Source organism: Limibacillus sp. MBR-115, from assembly GCF_040549425.1.
Classification (GTDB): Bacteria; Pseudomonadota; Alphaproteobacteria; order Kiloniellales; family CECT-8803; genus Limibacillus; species Limibacillus halophilus.
In genome coordinates this window covers 64,832-81,893 of sequence record NZ_JBEPTJ010000010.1, presented here as the reverse complement: position 1 = coordinate 81,893, position 17,062 = coordinate 64,832, and the positions used below count along the sequence as shown (strand labels likewise).

Annotated in this window: 15 protein-coding genes; 11 read left to right on the top strand and 4 right to left on the bottom strand. The window is 56.1% G+C overall.

The genetic code is table 11. The features are described from left to right. Nucleotides 1-434 precede the first annotated feature (434 nt). The 5 genes from ABIE63_RS16665 (at nucleotide 435) to ABIE63_RS16645 (ending at nucleotide 6,017) form a co-directional block, all read left to right on the top strand. The gene (locus tag ABIE63_RS16665) at nucleotides 435-1,784 is read left to right on the top strand and encodes a DNA modification methylase (protein WP_354506288.1); all 1,350 of its coding nucleotides are present in this window, start codon (nucleotides 435-437) and stop codon (nucleotides 1,782-1,784) included. Then, nucleotides 1,781-2,224, top strand: coding sequence for a DUF5681 domain-containing protein (locus ABIE63_RS16660; protein ID WP_354506285.1), 444 nt, complete (start codon nucleotides 1,781-1,783; stop codon nucleotides 2,222-2,224). Before ABIE63_RS16665 ends, ABIE63_RS16660 begins: the two co-directional genes overlap by 4 nt. A gap of 1 nt (nucleotide 2,225) precedes the next feature. Then, nucleotides 2,226-3,674, top strand: coding sequence for a phage terminase large subunit (gene terL, locus ABIE63_RS16655; RefSeq protein ID WP_354506282.1), 1,449 nt, complete (start codon nucleotides 2,226-2,228; stop codon nucleotides 3,672-3,674). Nucleotides 3,675-3,766: 92 nt separating this feature from the next. Beyond that, a complete protein-coding gene (locus ABIE63_RS16650; RefSeq protein ID WP_354506279.1) occupies nucleotides 3,767-4,324 on the top strand; it encodes a DUF2924 domain-containing protein in 558 nt (185 codons plus the stop codon). Continuing rightward, on the top strand, nucleotides 4,314-6,017 hold the full coding sequence (locus ABIE63_RS16645) for a recombinase family protein (protein WP_354506276.1): 1,704 nt from the start codon (nucleotides 4,314-4,316) through the stop codon (nucleotides 6,015-6,017). Before ABIE63_RS16650 ends, ABIE63_RS16645 begins: the two co-directional genes overlap by 11 nt. 421 nt (nucleotides 6,018-6,438) lie before the next feature. On the opposite strand, the gene ABIE63_RS16640 is transcribed toward ABIE63_RS16645, so the two are convergent. Next, on the bottom strand, nucleotides 6,439-7,782 hold the full coding sequence (locus ABIE63_RS16640; RefSeq protein ID WP_354506273.1) for an amidase: 1,344 nt from the start codon (nucleotides 7,780-7,782) through the stop codon (nucleotides 6,439-6,441). A 299-nt stretch (nucleotides 7,783-8,081) separates the two neighbouring features. Here ABIE63_RS16640 and ABIE63_RS16635 point away from each other — a divergent pair, with 299 nt between their 5' ends. The 4 genes from ABIE63_RS16635 to ABIE63_RS16620 are packed head-to-tail and all read left to right on the top strand — an operon-like array spanning nucleotide 8,082 to nucleotide 11,353. Continuing rightward, on the top strand, nucleotides 8,082-8,984 hold the full coding sequence (locus ABIE63_RS16635; RefSeq protein ID WP_354506270.1) for a branched-chain amino acid ABC transporter permease: 903 nt from the start codon (nucleotides 8,082-8,084) through the stop codon (nucleotides 8,982-8,984). After that, nucleotides 8,981-9,922 (top strand): branched-chain amino acid ABC transporter permease, encoded by a 942-nt coding sequence (locus tag ABIE63_RS16630; protein WP_354506267.1) that lies wholly within the window; start codon nucleotides 8,981-8,983, stop codon nucleotides 9,920-9,922. Before ABIE63_RS16635 ends, ABIE63_RS16630 begins: the two co-directional genes overlap by 4 nt. Further along, nucleotides 9,919-10,647, top strand: coding sequence for an ABC transporter ATP-binding protein (locus ABIE63_RS16625; protein WP_354506264.1), 729 nt, complete (start codon nucleotides 9,919-9,921; stop codon nucleotides 10,645-10,647). The genes ABIE63_RS16630 and ABIE63_RS16625 overlap by 4 nt, the downstream gene beginning before the upstream one ends. Then, a complete protein-coding gene (locus tag ABIE63_RS16620; RefSeq protein ID WP_354506261.1) occupies nucleotides 10,637-11,353 on the top strand; it encodes an ABC transporter ATP-binding protein in 717 nt (238 codons plus the stop codon). Before ABIE63_RS16625 ends, ABIE63_RS16620 begins: the two co-directional genes overlap by 11 nt. Before the next feature lie 93 nt (nucleotides 11,354-11,446). Here the strand turns inward: ABIE63_RS16620 and ABIE63_RS16615 are convergent, their stop codons facing one another. After that, on the bottom strand, nucleotides 11,447-12,664 hold the full coding sequence (locus tag ABIE63_RS16615; protein WP_354506258.1) for an ABC transporter substrate-binding protein: 1,218 nt from the start codon (nucleotides 12,662-12,664) through the stop codon (nucleotides 11,447-11,449). Nucleotides 12,665-12,859: 195 nt separating this feature from the next. On the opposite strand from ABIE63_RS16615, the gene ABIE63_RS16610 reads away from it, so the two are divergent. Next, nucleotides 12,860-13,684, top strand: a complete 825-nt coding sequence (locus tag ABIE63_RS16610) for a helix-turn-helix transcriptional regulator (protein ID WP_354506255.1) — start codon at nucleotides 12,860-12,862, stop codon at nucleotides 13,682-13,684. A gap of 161 nt (nucleotides 13,685-13,845) precedes the next feature. Here ABIE63_RS16610 and ABIE63_RS16605 read toward each other — a convergent pair whose 3' ends face one another. Continuing rightward, nucleotides 13,846-14,640, bottom strand: a complete 795-nt coding sequence (locus ABIE63_RS16605) for an SDR family NAD(P)-dependent oxidoreductase (protein WP_354506252.1) — start codon at nucleotides 14,638-14,640, stop codon at nucleotides 13,846-13,848. Nucleotides 14,641-14,713: 73 nt separating this feature from the next. Further along, a complete protein-coding gene (locus tag ABIE63_RS16600; RefSeq protein WP_354506249.1) occupies nucleotides 14,714-15,406 on the bottom strand; it encodes a pyridoxamine 5'-phosphate oxidase family protein in 693 nt (230 codons plus the stop codon). 515 nt (nucleotides 15,407-15,921) lie between these two features. On the opposite strand from ABIE63_RS16600, the gene ABIE63_RS16595 reads away from it, so the two are divergent. Then, nucleotides 15,922-16,722, top strand: coding sequence for an IclR family transcriptional regulator (locus tag ABIE63_RS16595; protein WP_354506247.1), 801 nt, complete (start codon nucleotides 15,922-15,924; stop codon nucleotides 16,720-16,722). The last annotated feature ends 340 nt before the right edge of the window (nucleotides 16,723-17,062 follow it).

Genomic DNA, 17,062 nt, shown 5'->3' with positions numbered 1-17,062 from the left:
TAGTCGAGCCGCATCAGGAAGCCGGATATACGTCAGCAGTTGTGGCCCTTGATCCTGATCCAGCCATCCCGTTGCAATCGGGCGGGGTCCATATATGTCCACACATGACAATGCCCTCTTTGTTCTGCGGCAACGTTGTTCAAATGAGTCTTCCACAAAGATCCCAATTTCAATTCTGCTGTAAGTAAATAGGAAATGTTTTCCTATAGAATGGGTAATAGTGTCCCATTAATTCCCCAGTATTCCCCATTTTTATGAAACTTTCTTCATATAGTTTTCAAAGAATCGTATTGACTCCATTCGGCGACACCTGAACATTTGTTGTAGAAGCCCGAATCGCAGATCGGTGCCGGGCCGCTCGCTTCCACACAAAACGTCGAACGCTGCGGCTCAACCACCCCTCTGCATTTGATCGCTATTTGGAGAAGCTATCCATGCCGAAAGCCACCAGAGGTTCAAACCTCGATCCACTCCGTCGGGACCTGACACCGCAGCTCGTTGCGCTTGAAACGCTCCAGGATCCCCTGCCGTTGGTCAGAAGGCATCCGGCGGGCCAGATCCGCAAACTCGCCCGGTCGCTCGACCGCTTTGGTTTCGTTCTTCCGATCATCGTCGACAAGGAGCTTCGAATTGTCGCCGGCGCCGCATTGAAGGCGGCAGCCGTCCGCCTCGAGTTGACCGAGGTCCCGGTGGTAATCATCGACGACCTCTCCGCTGCAGAGGTGAGGCTGCTGCGCCTGGCGCTCAACCGGATCAGTGAGGACGCGACCTGGGACGAAGGCGCCCTGCAGTTGGAGCTCCAGTCGCTGATCTCCCTGGATGACAGCCTCGACCTGACACTCAGCGGATTCGAGAGCGCGCAGATCGATCAGGTCCTGCGGTTGGGCGATGACGCCGGAGACGCCGACGATGAAACACTTCCCGGTCCCGGGGTCGCCATCGAGGAGCGCTGCCAACAGGGCGACCTCTGGCAACTCGGCCCGCACCGCCTGTTCTGTGGCGATGCCCTGGCGGCGTCATCCTACAGGCAACTCCTTGGTGACGAGCCGGTGCGCCTGCTGCTGAGCGATCCGCCTTACAACCTCCCCATCGACGGCTTCGTGGGTGGCAAGGGCCGGGCACAGCACGGGGACTTCGCCATGGCCAGCGGCGAGATGGATGGGGCGGCCTTCAGCGGCTTTCTCCAGAGCTTTCTCGAATGCGCAGCGGGGCGCCTTGTCGACGGCGGGCTTGGCTACGTCTTCATGGACTGGCGCCACCTGGGTGAAGTGCTGGCGGCGACGCGGGCTGCAAAGCTCGCGTTGCTCAATCTTTGCGTCTGGGCCAAGACCAATGCGGGCATGGGGAGTTTCTATCGCTCGCAGCATGAGTTGGTGCTGGTCCTCAAGAAAGGCGCCGGGCCGCACATCAACAACGTGGCGCTGGGACGCCATGGCCGCAACCGCTCCAACCTCTGGACCTATGCCGGGGTCAACAGCTTCGGCCCTAACCGCGACCAGTTTCTGGCGCTTCACCCCACGGTCAAGCCGGTCGCCCTGCTGAAGGATGTCATCCTCGATGCCAGCGACCGCAGCGACTGGATCCTTGATCCCTTCGCCGGCTCCGGTAGCACGCTGATCGCCGCCGAACGGACGGGCCGGCGCTGTGCGGCGATCGAACTCGACCCGCATTACTGCGATGTGATCTTGACGCGCTACGAGACCGCCAGCGGCAAAAGCGCCGCCCGCATCGCCAGAGAGCAACCCACCAGTGAAATCGCCGCGCAGAAAGGAGCTGCCTCATGAAACACCATGATAGCGATCCACAACCGAATCCTGAGGATGACCGCGTCGGTTATGGCCGACCCCCCAGACAACACCGGTTCCGCAAGGGCCAGTCCGGCAACCCCAGAGGACGGCCAAAAGGCAGTCTCAACGTGCTTGACCTGCTGGCGATCGAGTTGAACCGCAAGCTCACTCTGCGCGAGGGGGATCGCACGCGGGTCGATAGCAAGCTGGCCGCCATCATCGCCCGTTTCGTCGAGAGCGGCCTCAAGGGGGATCCGAAGGTGATGATGGCATTGATCCGCATGAGCGAGCTCCTGGCATCCTATGAGGCGAAAGTGGCCCCTGTTGCAGCGACCAAGACCGACCAGGAGATTCTGGCGCGTTGGGCCGAGCGGCAGCGCCAAACGGCCAAAGCCAATGGCCGCAAAGGTCGTAGGAAGAATAGAAAGGCAGGCTGATATGAAGCTCTCTATCGACCGGGCCGCGGCCAACGCCCATTGCCGGACGAGCCTTGCGGCCTTTGCCCATACCTTCTTCGATGTGGTTTACCCGGGGCATCACTTGGCGCACAACTGGCACATCGAGGCGATCTGCTACCAACTGGAGAGACTGGCGGCGGGCGAGATGACCCGGCTCATCGTCAACCTGCCGCCGCGTAGCCTGAAGTCCTATCTGGTATCCGTCTGTTTTCCGGTGTGGCTTCTCGGCAGAGACCCCGGAACGAAAATCGTCTGCGCCAGCTACTCGGAAAAACTGGCCGTCGGGTTCTCGCATCAAAGCCGGTTGATCATGGCGTCGCCCCGCTACCGTGAAATCTACCCTGGGACAAAGCTGTCACGCTCTAAGAACACCGAAATGGAATTCCACACGACGCAAAACGGGTTTCGCCTGGCGGTGTCGGTCGGCGGCACCTTGACCGGGCTGGGCGGCGACATCATCCTGATCGACGATCCCCTCAAGGCCGACGACGCTTTCTCCAAGACGGCGCGAGAAGGTGTCAACCGCTGGTTCGACAGCGTCGCCCGCTCGCGCCTCGATCATCCGGGCGAAGGCCGCATCTGCCTCGTCAGCCAGCGCCTTCACCTCGGTGATCTCGCAGGCCATCTGCTGGAGAGCACAGACGAATGGCATCACTTGAAGCTCCCAGCCATAGCCGTGGATGACGAGAGAATTCCTCTTGGCTGCGACCAGGTCAAACGGCGAAAGCCCGGTGATCTTTTGTTTCCAGGACGGCTTTCACAAACAACTCTGGATGGTTTGCGAGCTGGCATTGGCAGTCTGTCCTTCGAGGCCCAGTACCAGCAAAGCCCGCGTGCACCGGAGGGCAACTGCGTCAAGCAGGCGTGGATCCGCTCTTATGAAGATAGACCCACGGCCGAGGCCAGTGATCGCATCATTCAGAGCTGGGACACCGCGAACAAGACTGGTGAGGCAAACGATTATTCGGTCTGCACCACCTGGCTGCAGCGCGGCGACTATCTCTACCTATTGGAACTCTGGCGCGGGCGCCTCGCTTTCCCGGAGCTCTGCGAACAGGTGCACGCGTTAAAGGCCCGCGACAATCCGGCAACGTTGCTGATCGAGGACATGGGTTCAGGGCAGAGCCTCATTCAGCACCTGCGCGCCAAACAAGTTGCCGTGGATGCGGTCAAGCCGGAAGGCGACAAGATGCAACGGCTGATCTCCATTACCCCGAAGATCCAGGCTGGCGGCCTCTGGCTCCCCGCGCAAGCGCCCTGGCGCGAAGACTTTCTCGAAGAGTTGCTCAGCTTTCCCTCAGCACCGCACGACGATCAGGTCGACAGCCTCAGTCAAGCCTTCGCCTGGGCGCGGGACAATCCGCCTGAATACTGTGGCAAGGTGGAAATTGGTGGCGGAGTACGCCAAAGCTACTGGGACTTGGGCTGATACTTTCGAAACACCCGTCTTTCCTGACTGGACTTCGGCCCCTTTGTGAGCGTGCATGGAGTTCCTGAGAACCAGCCAGGAGGTCCTGTCCCATGACCCTGCCCAGCCTCGAAGTAGCCGAGAGCCTGTCGCGCGATGCGTTGAAAGCCCTCTGGGCCAAGCTCTTTGGCCATCCGCCGCCGCCGCGCTTTCGCCGCGAGCTGCTGTTGGCCTTCGTGGCCTACCGCCTCCAGGAGAAGCGCTTAGGCGGACTTTCGGCCCAGGCCCGCAAGGAACTGCGGAGCATCGCCGAGGCGGTGGGGCGCAACAAGGCCTACCGGCCAGCGTCTGTTCCAGCCTACAAACCGGGCACGCGGCTCATCCGCCGCTGGGGTGGGGAGGTCCATGAGGTGACGGTCCTGGCCAAGGGCTATGCCTACCGGGGCGACCTCCATGGCAGCCTCTCGGAGATCGCCCGCCTGATCACCGGCACGCGCTGGAATGGCCAGGCCTTCTTTGGCCAGCGCTCCCGGCGCAAGGCACGGGACCTAGCCGCACCGCCAGGCACGGTATCTTCCCCTTCCAACGCAGGGGCGCTTGCAGCACCTGATGCTGCGCGGCCCCGGAAAGGCAGCGGGACGAGGGTCCCCGAGGTGACAGATGCCCCGTGACCCTGAACAAGGTGGCGAAAGCCAGCGCTGCGCTATCTATACCCGCAAGTCCTCGGAGGAAGGTCTGGAGCAGGATTTCAACTCGCTCGATGCCCAGTTTGAGGCCTGTCTGGCCTATATCGCCAGCCAGAAGCAGGAAGGCTGGGTCGCGGTCGCTGAACGCTTCGATGATGGCGGCTATTCCGGCGGCTCGACGCGGAGACCGGCGTTGCGGGCGCTGATGGAGGCGGTCGAGGCCGGTAGGGTCGATATCATCGTCGTCTACAAGGTCGACCGCCTGACCCGCAACCTCTCGGACTTCGCCCGGTTGGTCGAGGTCTTCGACCGCAAGGGTGTGTCCTTTGTCTCGGTCACCCAGCAGTTCAACACCACCTCCTCCATGGGGAGACTGACCCTCAACGTGCTGCTCTCCTTTGCCCAGTTCGAGCGTGAGGTGACGGCAGAGCGCATCCGCGACAAGATCGCCGCCTCCAAGCGCAGAGGCATGTGGATGGGTGGCAGCGTGCCGCTGGGATACGATCACCTGGAACGTAAGCTCGTGATCAACGCGGCCGAGGCCGAGACGGTGCGGCTTATCTACAACCGCTATCTGGAACTGGGCAGCGTGCGCAGCTTGAAGCAGGATCTCACCCGCTCCGGTATCGTCAGCAAGCGCCGCATCTCGCAAGGCGGCAAGGTCTCCGGCGGCAAGGCCTTCGAGCGCGGGGCGCTCTACCACATCCTCAAGAGCCGCATCTATCTGGGCGCGATCACCCACAAAGGTACAACCCACCCCGGTCAGCACGAGGCCATCATCGACCAAGATCTCTATGACGCCGTGCAAGCAAAGCTCGCCGAGAGCAACCGGGGGCACAAGGCCGGGACCCGCGCCCAGGAGCCCTCGCTCCTGAAGGGCAAGCTCTTTGATGCGAAGGGCCTCCCCCTCACCGCCTCGCACACCAGCAAGGGCGGCAGGCGCTACCGCTACTACGTCGCCAGCGAGGGCTCTCCCTTGAACCGTGGGCCGCAGCCTCTCCGCCTCCCAGCGGCCGAGATCGAAGGAGCGGTCAAATCCGCGCTGCTCTCGTTCGTCAGTGACCCCCTGGCGATCAACGACAGGCTGGGCCTGGGGCTCGACAGCTATGCCTGCGAAGCGATGAGGCCAGGCTTTGAAGGCTTGGCTGAAACACTCTCAGACACCGGCTGGCCGCAGTTGGTTGCGGCGGTGAAGCTAGAGCACAGCCGCCTAGAGGTGACCCTGGATCAGGCGGCCCTCGTCGCCGCGCTAGGAGGTTGCGACGCTTTGCCATCAGCCCTGTTCGATCAGGCAAAGCCTCGTACGCTCTCCATTTCCCAGCCGATCAAACTGGACGCCCGCTCCCAGGAGGTTCTGGTGATCGCACCGCAGGGAGCACCCGCAGCCCGGCCAATCGATCCAGCGCTCCTCAAGGCCGTCGCCCGCGCGCACTGCTGGCGCGAGATGATCACCTCAGGAAAGGTCACCGAGCTGGAACAGATCGCCCGTCACGAAGGCCTCTATCCACGCTATCTGCGGCGCATCCTGAACCTGGCTTTCCTCGCCCCCGACATCGTCGAGGCGGTTCTCCGCGGCGACGCCTCACCAAGCCTCCTGCAGCAGGAGCTCCAGCAGGGCATTCCGCTGGACTGGTCGACCCAGCGTAAGGCTTTTGATTCTCGAGGGAATCCGGCCTGAACGCCGCCTGGAACAGGGCCCCCCCAAAGCCAAAGCGCACCGCCAAAAGACATCGCAGAGAAAGACGGCCATCTACCGCCTGAAAGAGCGGCCATTGCTCAGAGAAAGCGACGGAACACACCGCCCACTATCCCCACAAGCCCTTGAGATTGCGGACAGAGTTCAGCGCACTACGATACCGACAATGTTGGGGCTGACTGCGTGGCGGTGGAGACAGTCTGCTGCGAACTAATCTCTGCAAGAAATTCCCTGATAACAGAGAAAATACAGGGAAATTTCGGTATTTAGCCGGTTTTGAGACGATTCTAAGCGCGCTAACCGATTGTAGTTGCCATGTTTTTTCGTGAAATTCCCTAACCTACAGAACAGGGAATATTTTTCAATGAACAGGGAATTATATTTCAGGATCAGGGAAGCCATTTCACCTGAACAATGGGGATGCTCGCGGCAAGAGAGACTCGATCCCCAAGCCGACCGATAGCAATCGTGCGTCGCCGCCGCCGCGCATGAGAATCTGGATCCCGACCGGCAGACTCTCCACCTGTTGCCAGTAAGGCAGGCTGAGTCCACAAAGGCCGTAATAGTTTCCCGCGCGAGTAAGACGCGACATGGGAATCTTGTTTTCGTCAACTTCCGAGACGGGGGTTGCGGTTTGCGGGGTAGAGGGTAACAGCAGGCAATCAAAACCTTCAAATGCAGCGCTGAACTTTGCCATATCCCGGTAGCGCTCTGCCAAAAGCTCCTCGTACTCTGCGGCTGAAATTGCCGCTCCCTGCTTCACGCGCTGACGTACATATGGATCCAGTGGCTGATCCTCATCGTCCACCAGATATCTGAGATTGGCATAGGCTTCATAGGCCATGATGCCGCCGTTGCGTCGTTGTATCTCTGTCGGCTCAAGAGGGAAGCGGAATGTAGATAGCTTAATACCTGCGGATTCCAATATTTTTACGGTATTGCTCAACCCCTCCGCCACAGCGCTGTCGAGAAGGCCTAGCTGGGCCTCATCCAGCACAGCAATTTTCGCCCCGAAGAGAGCACTTGAATCCAACACCACCGAGGTATCGGTGAGCGCTCCGAGCGCCAACGCAGCGCCTTCAACGGATTTTGCGAGAGGGCCGATCGTATCGAAAGTGTGGCTCAAAGAAGCCACGCCTTCGTTCGACACCAGACCAGCAGATGTCTTGAGACCGACAATGCCGCATAGAGACGCAGGAATTCGGACCGAACCGCCTGTATCCGAGCCGATTGCAAGCGGAACCATATCTGCGGCAACAGCAACGGCGGACCCGCTGCTCGAGCCGCCCGCTATCCGCGGCACCTTCCTATCCAAGGGATTGAGTGGCGTGCCAAGCGCATGGTTTGTGCCCCAGCTCCCAAAAGCGAACTCAACCTGATGCGTCTTTCCCAAAAGGATGAGGCCGGAGTGTCTCAGCTTGGAAACAAACTCGGCATCCTTTTCTGCAAGGCCTTTGGCGTAGGCGCGTGAGCCGAACCCTGTGGGCGAACCCTCAATATCTGCCAGGTCCTTCACTGCAACAGGTATGCCGTGTAGTGGTCCCCGGCGCCGGCCGGCGTTACGGTCACGATCAGCCTGATCAGCCGCGTCACGGGCTTCTTTTTCGAACAGCGTAACGAATGCGCCCAAGTGCCCATCCTGGTCCCTGATAGAGGCCAAACAATCCTCAATCAGACCTCGTGCGGTTATTTCCCCCCCATCGAGTAGCGCTGATAGGGACGTAAGAGTCTGCGTTGAAAGCTTCATTTTCGTTGGATGCCTCTTGCTTCTAACTCGTGCAAAATGCTGGAATCGACCATCCGATAATGGCGTTTGATATTTCCCTTATAACGTTGCCGAGAGCGCATGGCAGACTCAAAATATTCCGGCTAAAAAGCGCGGATTGACTAGTAAAGCGCGTCAATTCGCGTCAGATTTTCTCGATGCTCGTTCTTGTCAGCACATCCATAGTCCTGACAATCACGGGGGCGGGATCGGAAATCTATGATACTACGCCAGATATCGAAGAACCGATGACCCAAGATAGGTAGCCAGGAGAGTTGGGCATGTCGCTGATCGCAATATCGGAACAGGCGTTGAACGGGCTGATCATCAGTACGCTTTACGCTCTGACAGCCTTGGGCTTGTCGATCATTTTCGGTGTTCTGAGAATCGTCAATTTTGCTCACGGTGAGATCTACATGCTTGGCGGGTATGTTTACTACTGCGCAGCCAGCGTACTGGGTTTGCCGCCAATAATCGCCGTTGCCAGCGCCGCGGCAGTTCTGATGGCCGTGGGCGCTGTGATCGAGCGCGGGCTTATCCGTCCCGTATATCAAGGCAAGGTCGACCGACCGGATGAATATGCAATCATGATCACTTTTGCGATGTCGGTGTTCCTGCTCAACTTCGCAAACTCGGTGTTTGGTCCATGGCCACAGCGACCGGATCCGCTATTCCGCGGGCGCATCGAAATTGGGGAATTGATCGTCAGTGGCGACCGGATAGCGGCAGCGAGCGTCGGGGTAATTCTCATTATCCTTACAATTTTTGTGCTGCGCTACACTTGGTTGGGAAAAGCGGTGAGGGCTATTAGCCAGGACCGGGCGGCGGCGGAAATTTTTGGCATAAACGTGAGCCGTTACTCAATGCTCGCCTTTGGTATCGGAACAGCACTTGCCGCCGCAGCAGGAGCGCTGATCGGCCCGGTGTTCAATGTGACACCAACCATGGGAATTATCCCCGTCATAAAAGCCTACATCATTGTCGTTCTCGGAGGGTTGGGGTCGATACCCGGCGCAATTGTCGGTGCAGTGATCCTGGGGCAAGTAGAAAGCTTCGCGACAATATTAATTCCCGATACCAGTCGCGCGCTAGCGTATAAGGATGCCTACGGCCTTGTTGTCCTAGTTCTCATTCTTCTCATCCGGCCACAGGGGCTGTTTGGGAAGCGGGAGCGCCGGGCATGATCTCGAACCTTGGTAAACCTGCGATCATGGCCGCTTTGTTCTTACTTGCGGCCTTCGCCGCATTGCCGATTGTCGGCCTTTCCGAATATTGGATCTACACCTTTACGATCGGATTTTATTACGCACTGTTAGCGGCTAGTTGGTCGCTCCTTGTGGGCTTTATCGGACGTATCAGTTTTGCCCAGACGGCCATGAGCGGTTTGGGTGCCTATGCCTCTGTCCTAATTGCCCAGCACTTTGGTCTGCCTATTGTTGTCGGGCTGTTATCCGGCGTCCTTGTTGCAGCTATCTTGGGCCTTGGCATTGGTTGGCTCACACTGCGTTTGCATGGCGCCTATCTTGGGTTGACCACAATCGCTTTCGCCGAGATTCTGCGAATTGCCATCACCGCAGAACATGGTTTAACAAAAGGCAGCCTCGGACTGCCAGCGCCTGCCCTCCTGCTGGAAGGCACCCGGACCGAGTACTACTACCTCTTTCTTTCCGTAACCGTTCTCTCCCTCCTGGTGATGGCATTGCTTTTACGTTCGAGAATTGGCTTGTTCTTCCAGGCTATCCGTGAGGATGAAGACGGCGCGGCCAGCCTTGGAGTGCGGGTGACGTTGTGGAAGATCATGGCCTTCTCCATCTCCAGTGCTTTTGCTGGGTTGGCCGGGGGGCTCTATGCTCATTTCATTCAGCTCATCACACCGTCGATGATGTCCTTACAGGAGATGGGATTTGTGCTGGCGATGGCGGTCATCGGCGGATTTCACAATATTCTCTTCGCTGCGCTTGGTGGTGTTGGACTGCAATTCCTGCTGGAACTCTTGAGAGAGATTGGCGAGTGGCGACTGGTGGTGTTCGGCGCCGTGGCCATCATCATGTTGCGCTTTGCTCCCAACGGTGTTTTTGGCCTGATTGCCAACATGCTTTTTGACTCGGGGAAGAAAAAATGACCGCGCAACTGGCTGTTTCCAATCTCACCATGACTTTTGGCGGTCTAGTTGCATTGAACGCAATCGACCTTGAAGTGAGGACGGGTGAACTGATTGGCCTGATCGGGCCAAACGGATCGGGAAAGACAACGCTGCTCAATATTGTCGGCGGCTATTACAGCGCTACCGCAGGAAAAGTGGCGTTCGAAGGACGGCGCATCGACGGTAAGACACCGACAGCACTTGCGCGCATGGGAATTGGTCGCTCCTTCCAGGTGACCAAGGTATTCAAACGTCTGACGGTGCTTGAAAACCTTCTGGTGCCAGGTGTCACAGATTGGAGCGTCAGTACAGCCAAGGCTAGTGAACGTGCCCAGGGCATTCTGGCGGACCTCAATTTAAAACGTCTGGCCGACGAACGTGCGAGCACCCTTTCAGGTGGTCAGGCCAAGCTGTTGGAGTTCGGTCGGATCATGATGCTCTCCCCCAAGCTTGTGTTACTGGACGAACCGTTTGGCGGCGTGCATCCCGAACTAAAGAGCTTCATGTACGACCACATCAAAGATTGGAATGCAGGGGGCGTCACCGTCATCCTAATCAGCCATGACATGGGATCGATTTTCGATCTGTGCCACCGCGTGGTCACTCTGTCATACGGGAGCATAATTGCCGACGGCTCACCCAACGAAGTCCGCAAGGACCCGGCTGTCCTGGAGGCCTATCTAGGAGATCACCATGTCGCTTGAAGTAAAGGATCTCCACGCAGGCTACCAGCGAGATATAGACATTCTGAGGGGCCTGAATATTACCGCACGCGATGGTCAACTCACCACCATCATAGGCGCCAACGGCGTTGGCAAATCCACATTGTTGAAGGCTATCGTCGGTCAACTCCATCCGCACCAGGGTAGTATCCGTTTCAAGGGGCAGGATCTGATATCGGTGCCGGCGCGAGACCTAGTTGGTCTCGGGGTCGCCTACATCGCCCAGCAGCACGCAATCTTTAAGGAAATGAGTGTCGAGGAGAACCTCGAGCTTGGGACATGGAGCTTCAGACGGGACCGAAGCCGTGCGCAAAGGGCCATCGAGCGCGTGTACGAACGTGCGCCCTATCTGAAGGAATTTCGGGCGCGCCGCGCCGGTCTCATGTCTGGTGGTCAGCAGCGCTTGATGCAACTGCAGTTAGCGTTGATGAGCGATCCCGAGCTTTTGCTTATCGATGAGCCGACGGTGGGATTGGACCCCAAGCGGGCAAAGGTCATCTACGACCACCTCCGCGAACTCGTTGACGACGCTGGTAAGACGATACTGATGGTCGATCAAAACGTGATCGCTGGAACTGATATTGCGGATTACATCTATGTTCTGGAGCTTGGGCAGAACAAACTTGAGGGTAGCAAAGAGAAGTTTGACTTGGATTACCGGGACACTATTGCGGAATGGTTGATTTAATCGGGTCCGGTAGATCTACCCTTAAGCCCTCAAAGAAAAACCCCGCCAATAACCTTGGCGGGGTTTCTTTGTCGCTCTGAGCAACCTGAGCCGTTATGGCTTCAGGATAAGCGCATCCGTAGTTGCCTGGGAGCGCGGCCAAAGGATTTCAGCATCGGCCGGCGTTTGGTTTGGCTTGGAGTACTGGATCACAAAGATCGGCACTTCCGGCCACTGCTGGAACTTCCAGGCGGGCTCTTTCGTGTCCGGGAAGTATATTTCACCTCGAGTTCCGTTCCACTTTAGATCGCGTAGTGCGGATTGAATGGCCTCAGGGTCAGCAGATCCTGCAGCTTTGATGGCCTCGGCAATAACCATGACACCGTCGTACCCCTCCATAGCGACAGCGTTGGCCGGACGGTTGTAGGCTGCCTCATAAGCTGCCCCGAAGGTGCGTGAAAGCGGTGTATCCGGCTTGCCCGGCAAGCCAGCGGGGTTGCCAATCACGTAGACGCCAGCATCACCCATCACGTTCCAGAATTCCGGTTCCAGGACGTCCGCGCCCGCCGCAAAAATGGCGGTATCGGACGAGGGCGCCAACCCCAAATCATAGGCTTGGCGCAACATCAGCAACAGGTTGGACCCCGTGAATCCTGCCACAATCAGGTCAGGCTTGGGGTTGGCACGCTTTAGCTGAAGAAGCTGTGGCGTAAAGTCACTTACCGTACGCTCGGCGGTAAAGGAGGTAACCTTTGCGCCGGTATTCTCCAGGTTCTTGGTGAAAACGTCGATAATGCCAAAACCCCAGTCGGAGTTCTCCGAGATGATGGCTATATTTTTGAACCCAGCTTCTTTGACCCAGTCGGCAGCGACTGTGTAGACGAGCGAATTTGCGACCGTTATACGAAAGACCTCAGGAATTTGGGCCGCCGTCACGCTGTCGGACCAGCACTCACCTGCTATGAAGGCTGTACCGTATTTTTCCGCGACAGGTCCCACTGCCGAACAAACGGCGCTGTGGGCGCTGCCAGTTACCGCAACAACCTGCTCTTTCGACGCCAGCCTCTCAAAAGCGGCCACACCCTTTTCAGGCACACCTGAGGTATCCTCAACAATTAGCTCTACCTGCTTGCCAAGCAGGCCGCCACTGGCGTTGATTTCCTCGACTGCGATAAGCATACCGTCGCGAAGCGATTCGCCAGTCTGTACGCCCCCTGGCGGAGAAAGGGGAGCGATACCACCGATCTTAATGCTGTTTTGAGCTAGTGCGGGCGTCACCGCCAAGGCCAGTGTCGCCGTGATAGCCAGCGGAGATAACCATTTCGAAATCATCGTCGGACCTCTCTGAATTATCTGGATTCAAGCCCGCCGCAAGGCCGATACCACTGAAGCGACAGGCACCTCTCTCAAACCGAACTTGAGTTTGAAGCTACCCGCCAGTGTTATTCAACATGGATGGCGCTTGCGACTTGGCGTGACTTTAAACAATATATGCGTCAATTCGCGTCAAGATTTAGGGGGCGGCTGGTGAGCAGGGATTTCATTGCCAATCTGAGATTGCTTTGTAGCTATCATCGCTCGATTTCGGAAGTTTGCCGGAAGGTGGGTATCAGCCGCCAGCAGTTCACCAAGTATCTGTCGGGTTCGAGTTTTCCGAGCCAGCGGAATCTCCGTATTTTGTGCGATTTTTTTGGAGTCGAGGACTATGAACTTTTGATGCCGCAAGATCAGTTTGCGAATTTGGTGCGTTTGCGACCCACGTCGCGGGAGGGCGTCCCTCAACTTCCGCCTCGTTTGGCACATATGCTATCGACGATGACCCGTAGAGAAACGCAATTACGTCGTTACCACGGTTACTATTTTAAGTACTTTTACTCCTTCTCCGAGCCCGGAATGGTCCTGCGTTCCTTGGTGCATGTGTACCGAGCACAGGATTTCACCCTCTACAAGACAATTGAGCGTTTGCGCCCTTTTGGCAGCCCGCGCGCAGCCACCTACATTTTCAAGTACGAGGGAGTTCTCGCCTCGGTTGGTGACCGATTGCACATGATTGACCATGAAGCCGTTGTTGGAAACGAGGTTTCTCACACCATACTTTACCCACCCAGCCGGAACCGTCTCACTCACCTTCTCGGATTGATGGTCGGTGTGTCAGGGACCGAAGCCCACCAACCGACGGCTGCGAAGGTGGTAATGGAGTTTCTTGGAAAAAATGTGAATCGCAAACGCGCACTTGCCCACTGTGGTTTGCTGCCGCCGTTGCATGCCTCAATTGACCCTAAAATTTCAGAGCACATCTGCAACTCGATTGATGACGGGCAACCAATCCTGCGCGCGCCCCTGACACATTAAACGGCCCACATATCCCGGAGCCAGCGTGATCGTGCTGTCATGTGTGGACAGCTCCGTTTGCGGGCATTGTCATGTCGCGGCACCCCACAAGAATTGCCAGAAGCTTAAATCAACACTTTTGTAAAGGACGTCGCTACACACCATAGGTTTCTTGCTTAGTTTCACCGTGTGGCCGCAACCAATCCGCCGTCGACAATTATTTCTGTACCATTGATGTATTTGGCCTCATCCGAAGCAAGGAAGGCAACCGCATGGGCTACATCCCAAGCATCACCCATTCTTCCTGCTGGAACTTGCTTGTTACGCTGCGCGACAAAACCATCATAATCGTCTTCGGCATACTTGTTCGCCAGCCGTTTAACCAATGGCGTGAACATCAAACCAGGGATCACGCAATTGAGGCGTATCCCTTGGGGCGCATAGATCACGGCAGAGGCCCTGGAGAACTGAAGCAGAGCCGCCTTGCTCGCCGAGTAAGCAACTTGAGGTTTGCCGATGTAGCGCAATGCTGCAACTGAAGCGACGTTAATGATCGCCCCCCCACAAGCATCAACCATATGGGGCAGGGTATGCTTACACATCATGAAGGCCGACTTCACGTTGAGGTCAAACTGAGCGTCCCACGTATTCTCATCCATGCTGACAGGATCACCGGGCTCAGATTGTCCCACGTTATTGACCAATATATCTATTTTCCCCAATTCCCGGATGCAGGTGTCGACCGCATCTTTGACCTGGGACGAACTTGTGACATCTGTCTGGTGCGCAAGGCATTTGCCCCCCTCGCTTTCGATAATTTTCTTTGTCTCGAGCGCGGCCTCAATGCTGTAGTCAATGCCAAACACCGTGGCGCCTTGGCGAGCCAGGATCGTCGCAATTGCCTTGCCGTTACCCCAACCAGGCAGGATGGATCCACAACCGGTGACTAAGGCAACCTTGTTTTTCAGGTCAAGCATGTCTCGAATCCTCTATCCCCTGAGAGCACTAGCAGTGAACGACCGCTTCCTATCAATCGTCCTAGCTGGAGTTCTAAGATCGCTCCTTCCAGAGAGTTCTCGTTTCGGTTCCGTCTTCGGGTAGTTTTGGTTTTTGAGACTCTGACGCATCTCGATCACCATAGGGAGTGTGGTGAAATCTCGTAACGGACAGTTCCAGATCCGCCCAACCAGCCCATATTTCATTCGAAAGGGTATCCCCGACATTTTTGTCGTATTCCTGAACTGGACCGCCTTGACGGACCTTTGCGGCGCAATTGGAAAAGTCGAAAGCGAATACATCTACCGAGCGCAATTCCGGTTCTGAAGGCTGCCTTACCACGCTCGCCCTACCCGGCCAGATTTTATTTAGAAGCGATACAAACATGTCTCGCTTTTCATCCAGATTGCAGACCAAGCGGGGGGCGCCATGAACAACCAATGAATCATAATTCATGGAATGAAAACGAACAGATTTTGCAAACACGATTCCCCGAATATTAGTTATCGCCAAAGCCGCTGAACGCCCACTGCGTAAATCAGCGGCCAGTTCGGTCTCGGTTCGGCAATGCACTAAGACCTCATCGTCTATCCGTACCACCATCATCGGGACGACGTGTGGCCATGCATCGCGCACAATACTGAGGTGTCCGAATATGGCGTCATCCACGATACGGTGATAGGTGTCCTTATCGTAACTGGCGCGTTCCGGATGGGATCGGACCTGAGTGCGTTTATCAGTGTTCATGGTTATTAGCTTCTCCGCTATCCTTAGACAGCATCAATCATGCGGGCGGATATTGTTATTGGTCGGCCGATTTTTTGCGAGGTTAGGTTAATAGAATTCGGCGGGTCGCGGAGTGTGGTCAATTGTCCGGCGATAGAGCGCGATTGTTTATCCAATGGCAAGTGGCGTTAAACCATTGCGAACTGATCTCAATATTCCCCAGTCATGCCGAGCGTCAGGCAGCGAGAAGACTGTGCAACTCGGCGAGAGCGGCGGCGCGATTCAGCTTGAAGATGGTGCGAGAGGGACCGCGTTTAATCATAATCGGGCACTGGAACCGCTGTGCCTGCTTCACGACTGTTTGTCCTTTTAGAGCCTCCTTGCCAGTAGAAAATCTAATCACCCTGTGCGACAATATTAGGAGACGGTAGTGCTCGCCTCTCAGTGGGCCTACGAAGCCAGCCGTAAAGAAAATCTTGGACGCCAGCTATTAACCCTCTTCTCGAATCATTACCTGTTAGCTCAAGGATCAGCGCGTGCGAGAGACATCTAAAACTGTAAATCACGCGTTAAAGGTCCTGAACTGTTTCAGCCGCTTACGACCCGTGCTGAGTGGTTCGGAGATCGCCGCTGAGTTGAAATTGCCGCGCACGAACGTTTTGCGATTGCTTTCGACCTTAGAAGATGCCGGGTTCATAGAGCGAAAAGAGGGGGATGTAGGATATCGTATTGGGCTACGCGCCTTTGAAATCGGCACGCTTTATTTAATAGGCAATCCACTGTCGTCAATCTTAACAGGGATTCTTGATGAGTTGGTCAGCAAGACTCAATGTACCGCTTATCTAGGAGTGTTAGACGGCGATGATTTGGTGATCCTAAACTGCCGCGAGGGCCCGGTTCCAATCCAGTTTATCTGGAAGGCAGGTGCTCGGCTGCCATGTACGACTACAGCAATGGGTAAGGCAATAATGATGCATCTCCCACCTGAAGAAATTACCAAGCATCTTGGAAAAGACGGTAGTTTTCGTGTTCTGACTGAACGTTCATTGAGAACGCGTTCTCAGCTCGACGCGGAGCTGGCGGAATTCCGCCAGCGCGGTTGGTCTCAAACTCAAGAGGAGGCTCATGCCGGGGTATCGGCCGTTGGTTGTGCGATCCTCGATGACAATGGCTATCCAATAGCTGCCGTCAGTGTTTGCTTTTTTGATCACCCCCCAGATCCCAAGCGCAAAGAGGGGTATGCGAAACTCGTCTGCGATGCAGCGAAAAATGCTTCTACACAGATTGCCGAATTGGCCGTTTACGGCAGCAGGCTGACGCGGGAGAGTATTTTCTGATAATATTGCTGCAATAAAATAATCGAAGTAATTTCAAAATGGTCGCTAAATATTATGTTGATTATATGAGAAACTTTTGTAAAAAACCATATGTACACTATTTTCAATAATTATGATGAAATATGTTATCAATAATACGGTTTATTAAATCATCAGTAGTTGATAATTGCGAAGAAAAACTAAAGTTAATTCGCAAGATTATGGAGTTTTCCTGATTAGTTATTATTTTGTCCGTTTGTTATCTCTTTGTTGTTTGGATTTGATAGGCAGATTCTCAGCAATAGCGTTCTGATTGGCGAGGCGATGGTCACGTGTTAGACGTTCTGGCCTTTGTTATCCG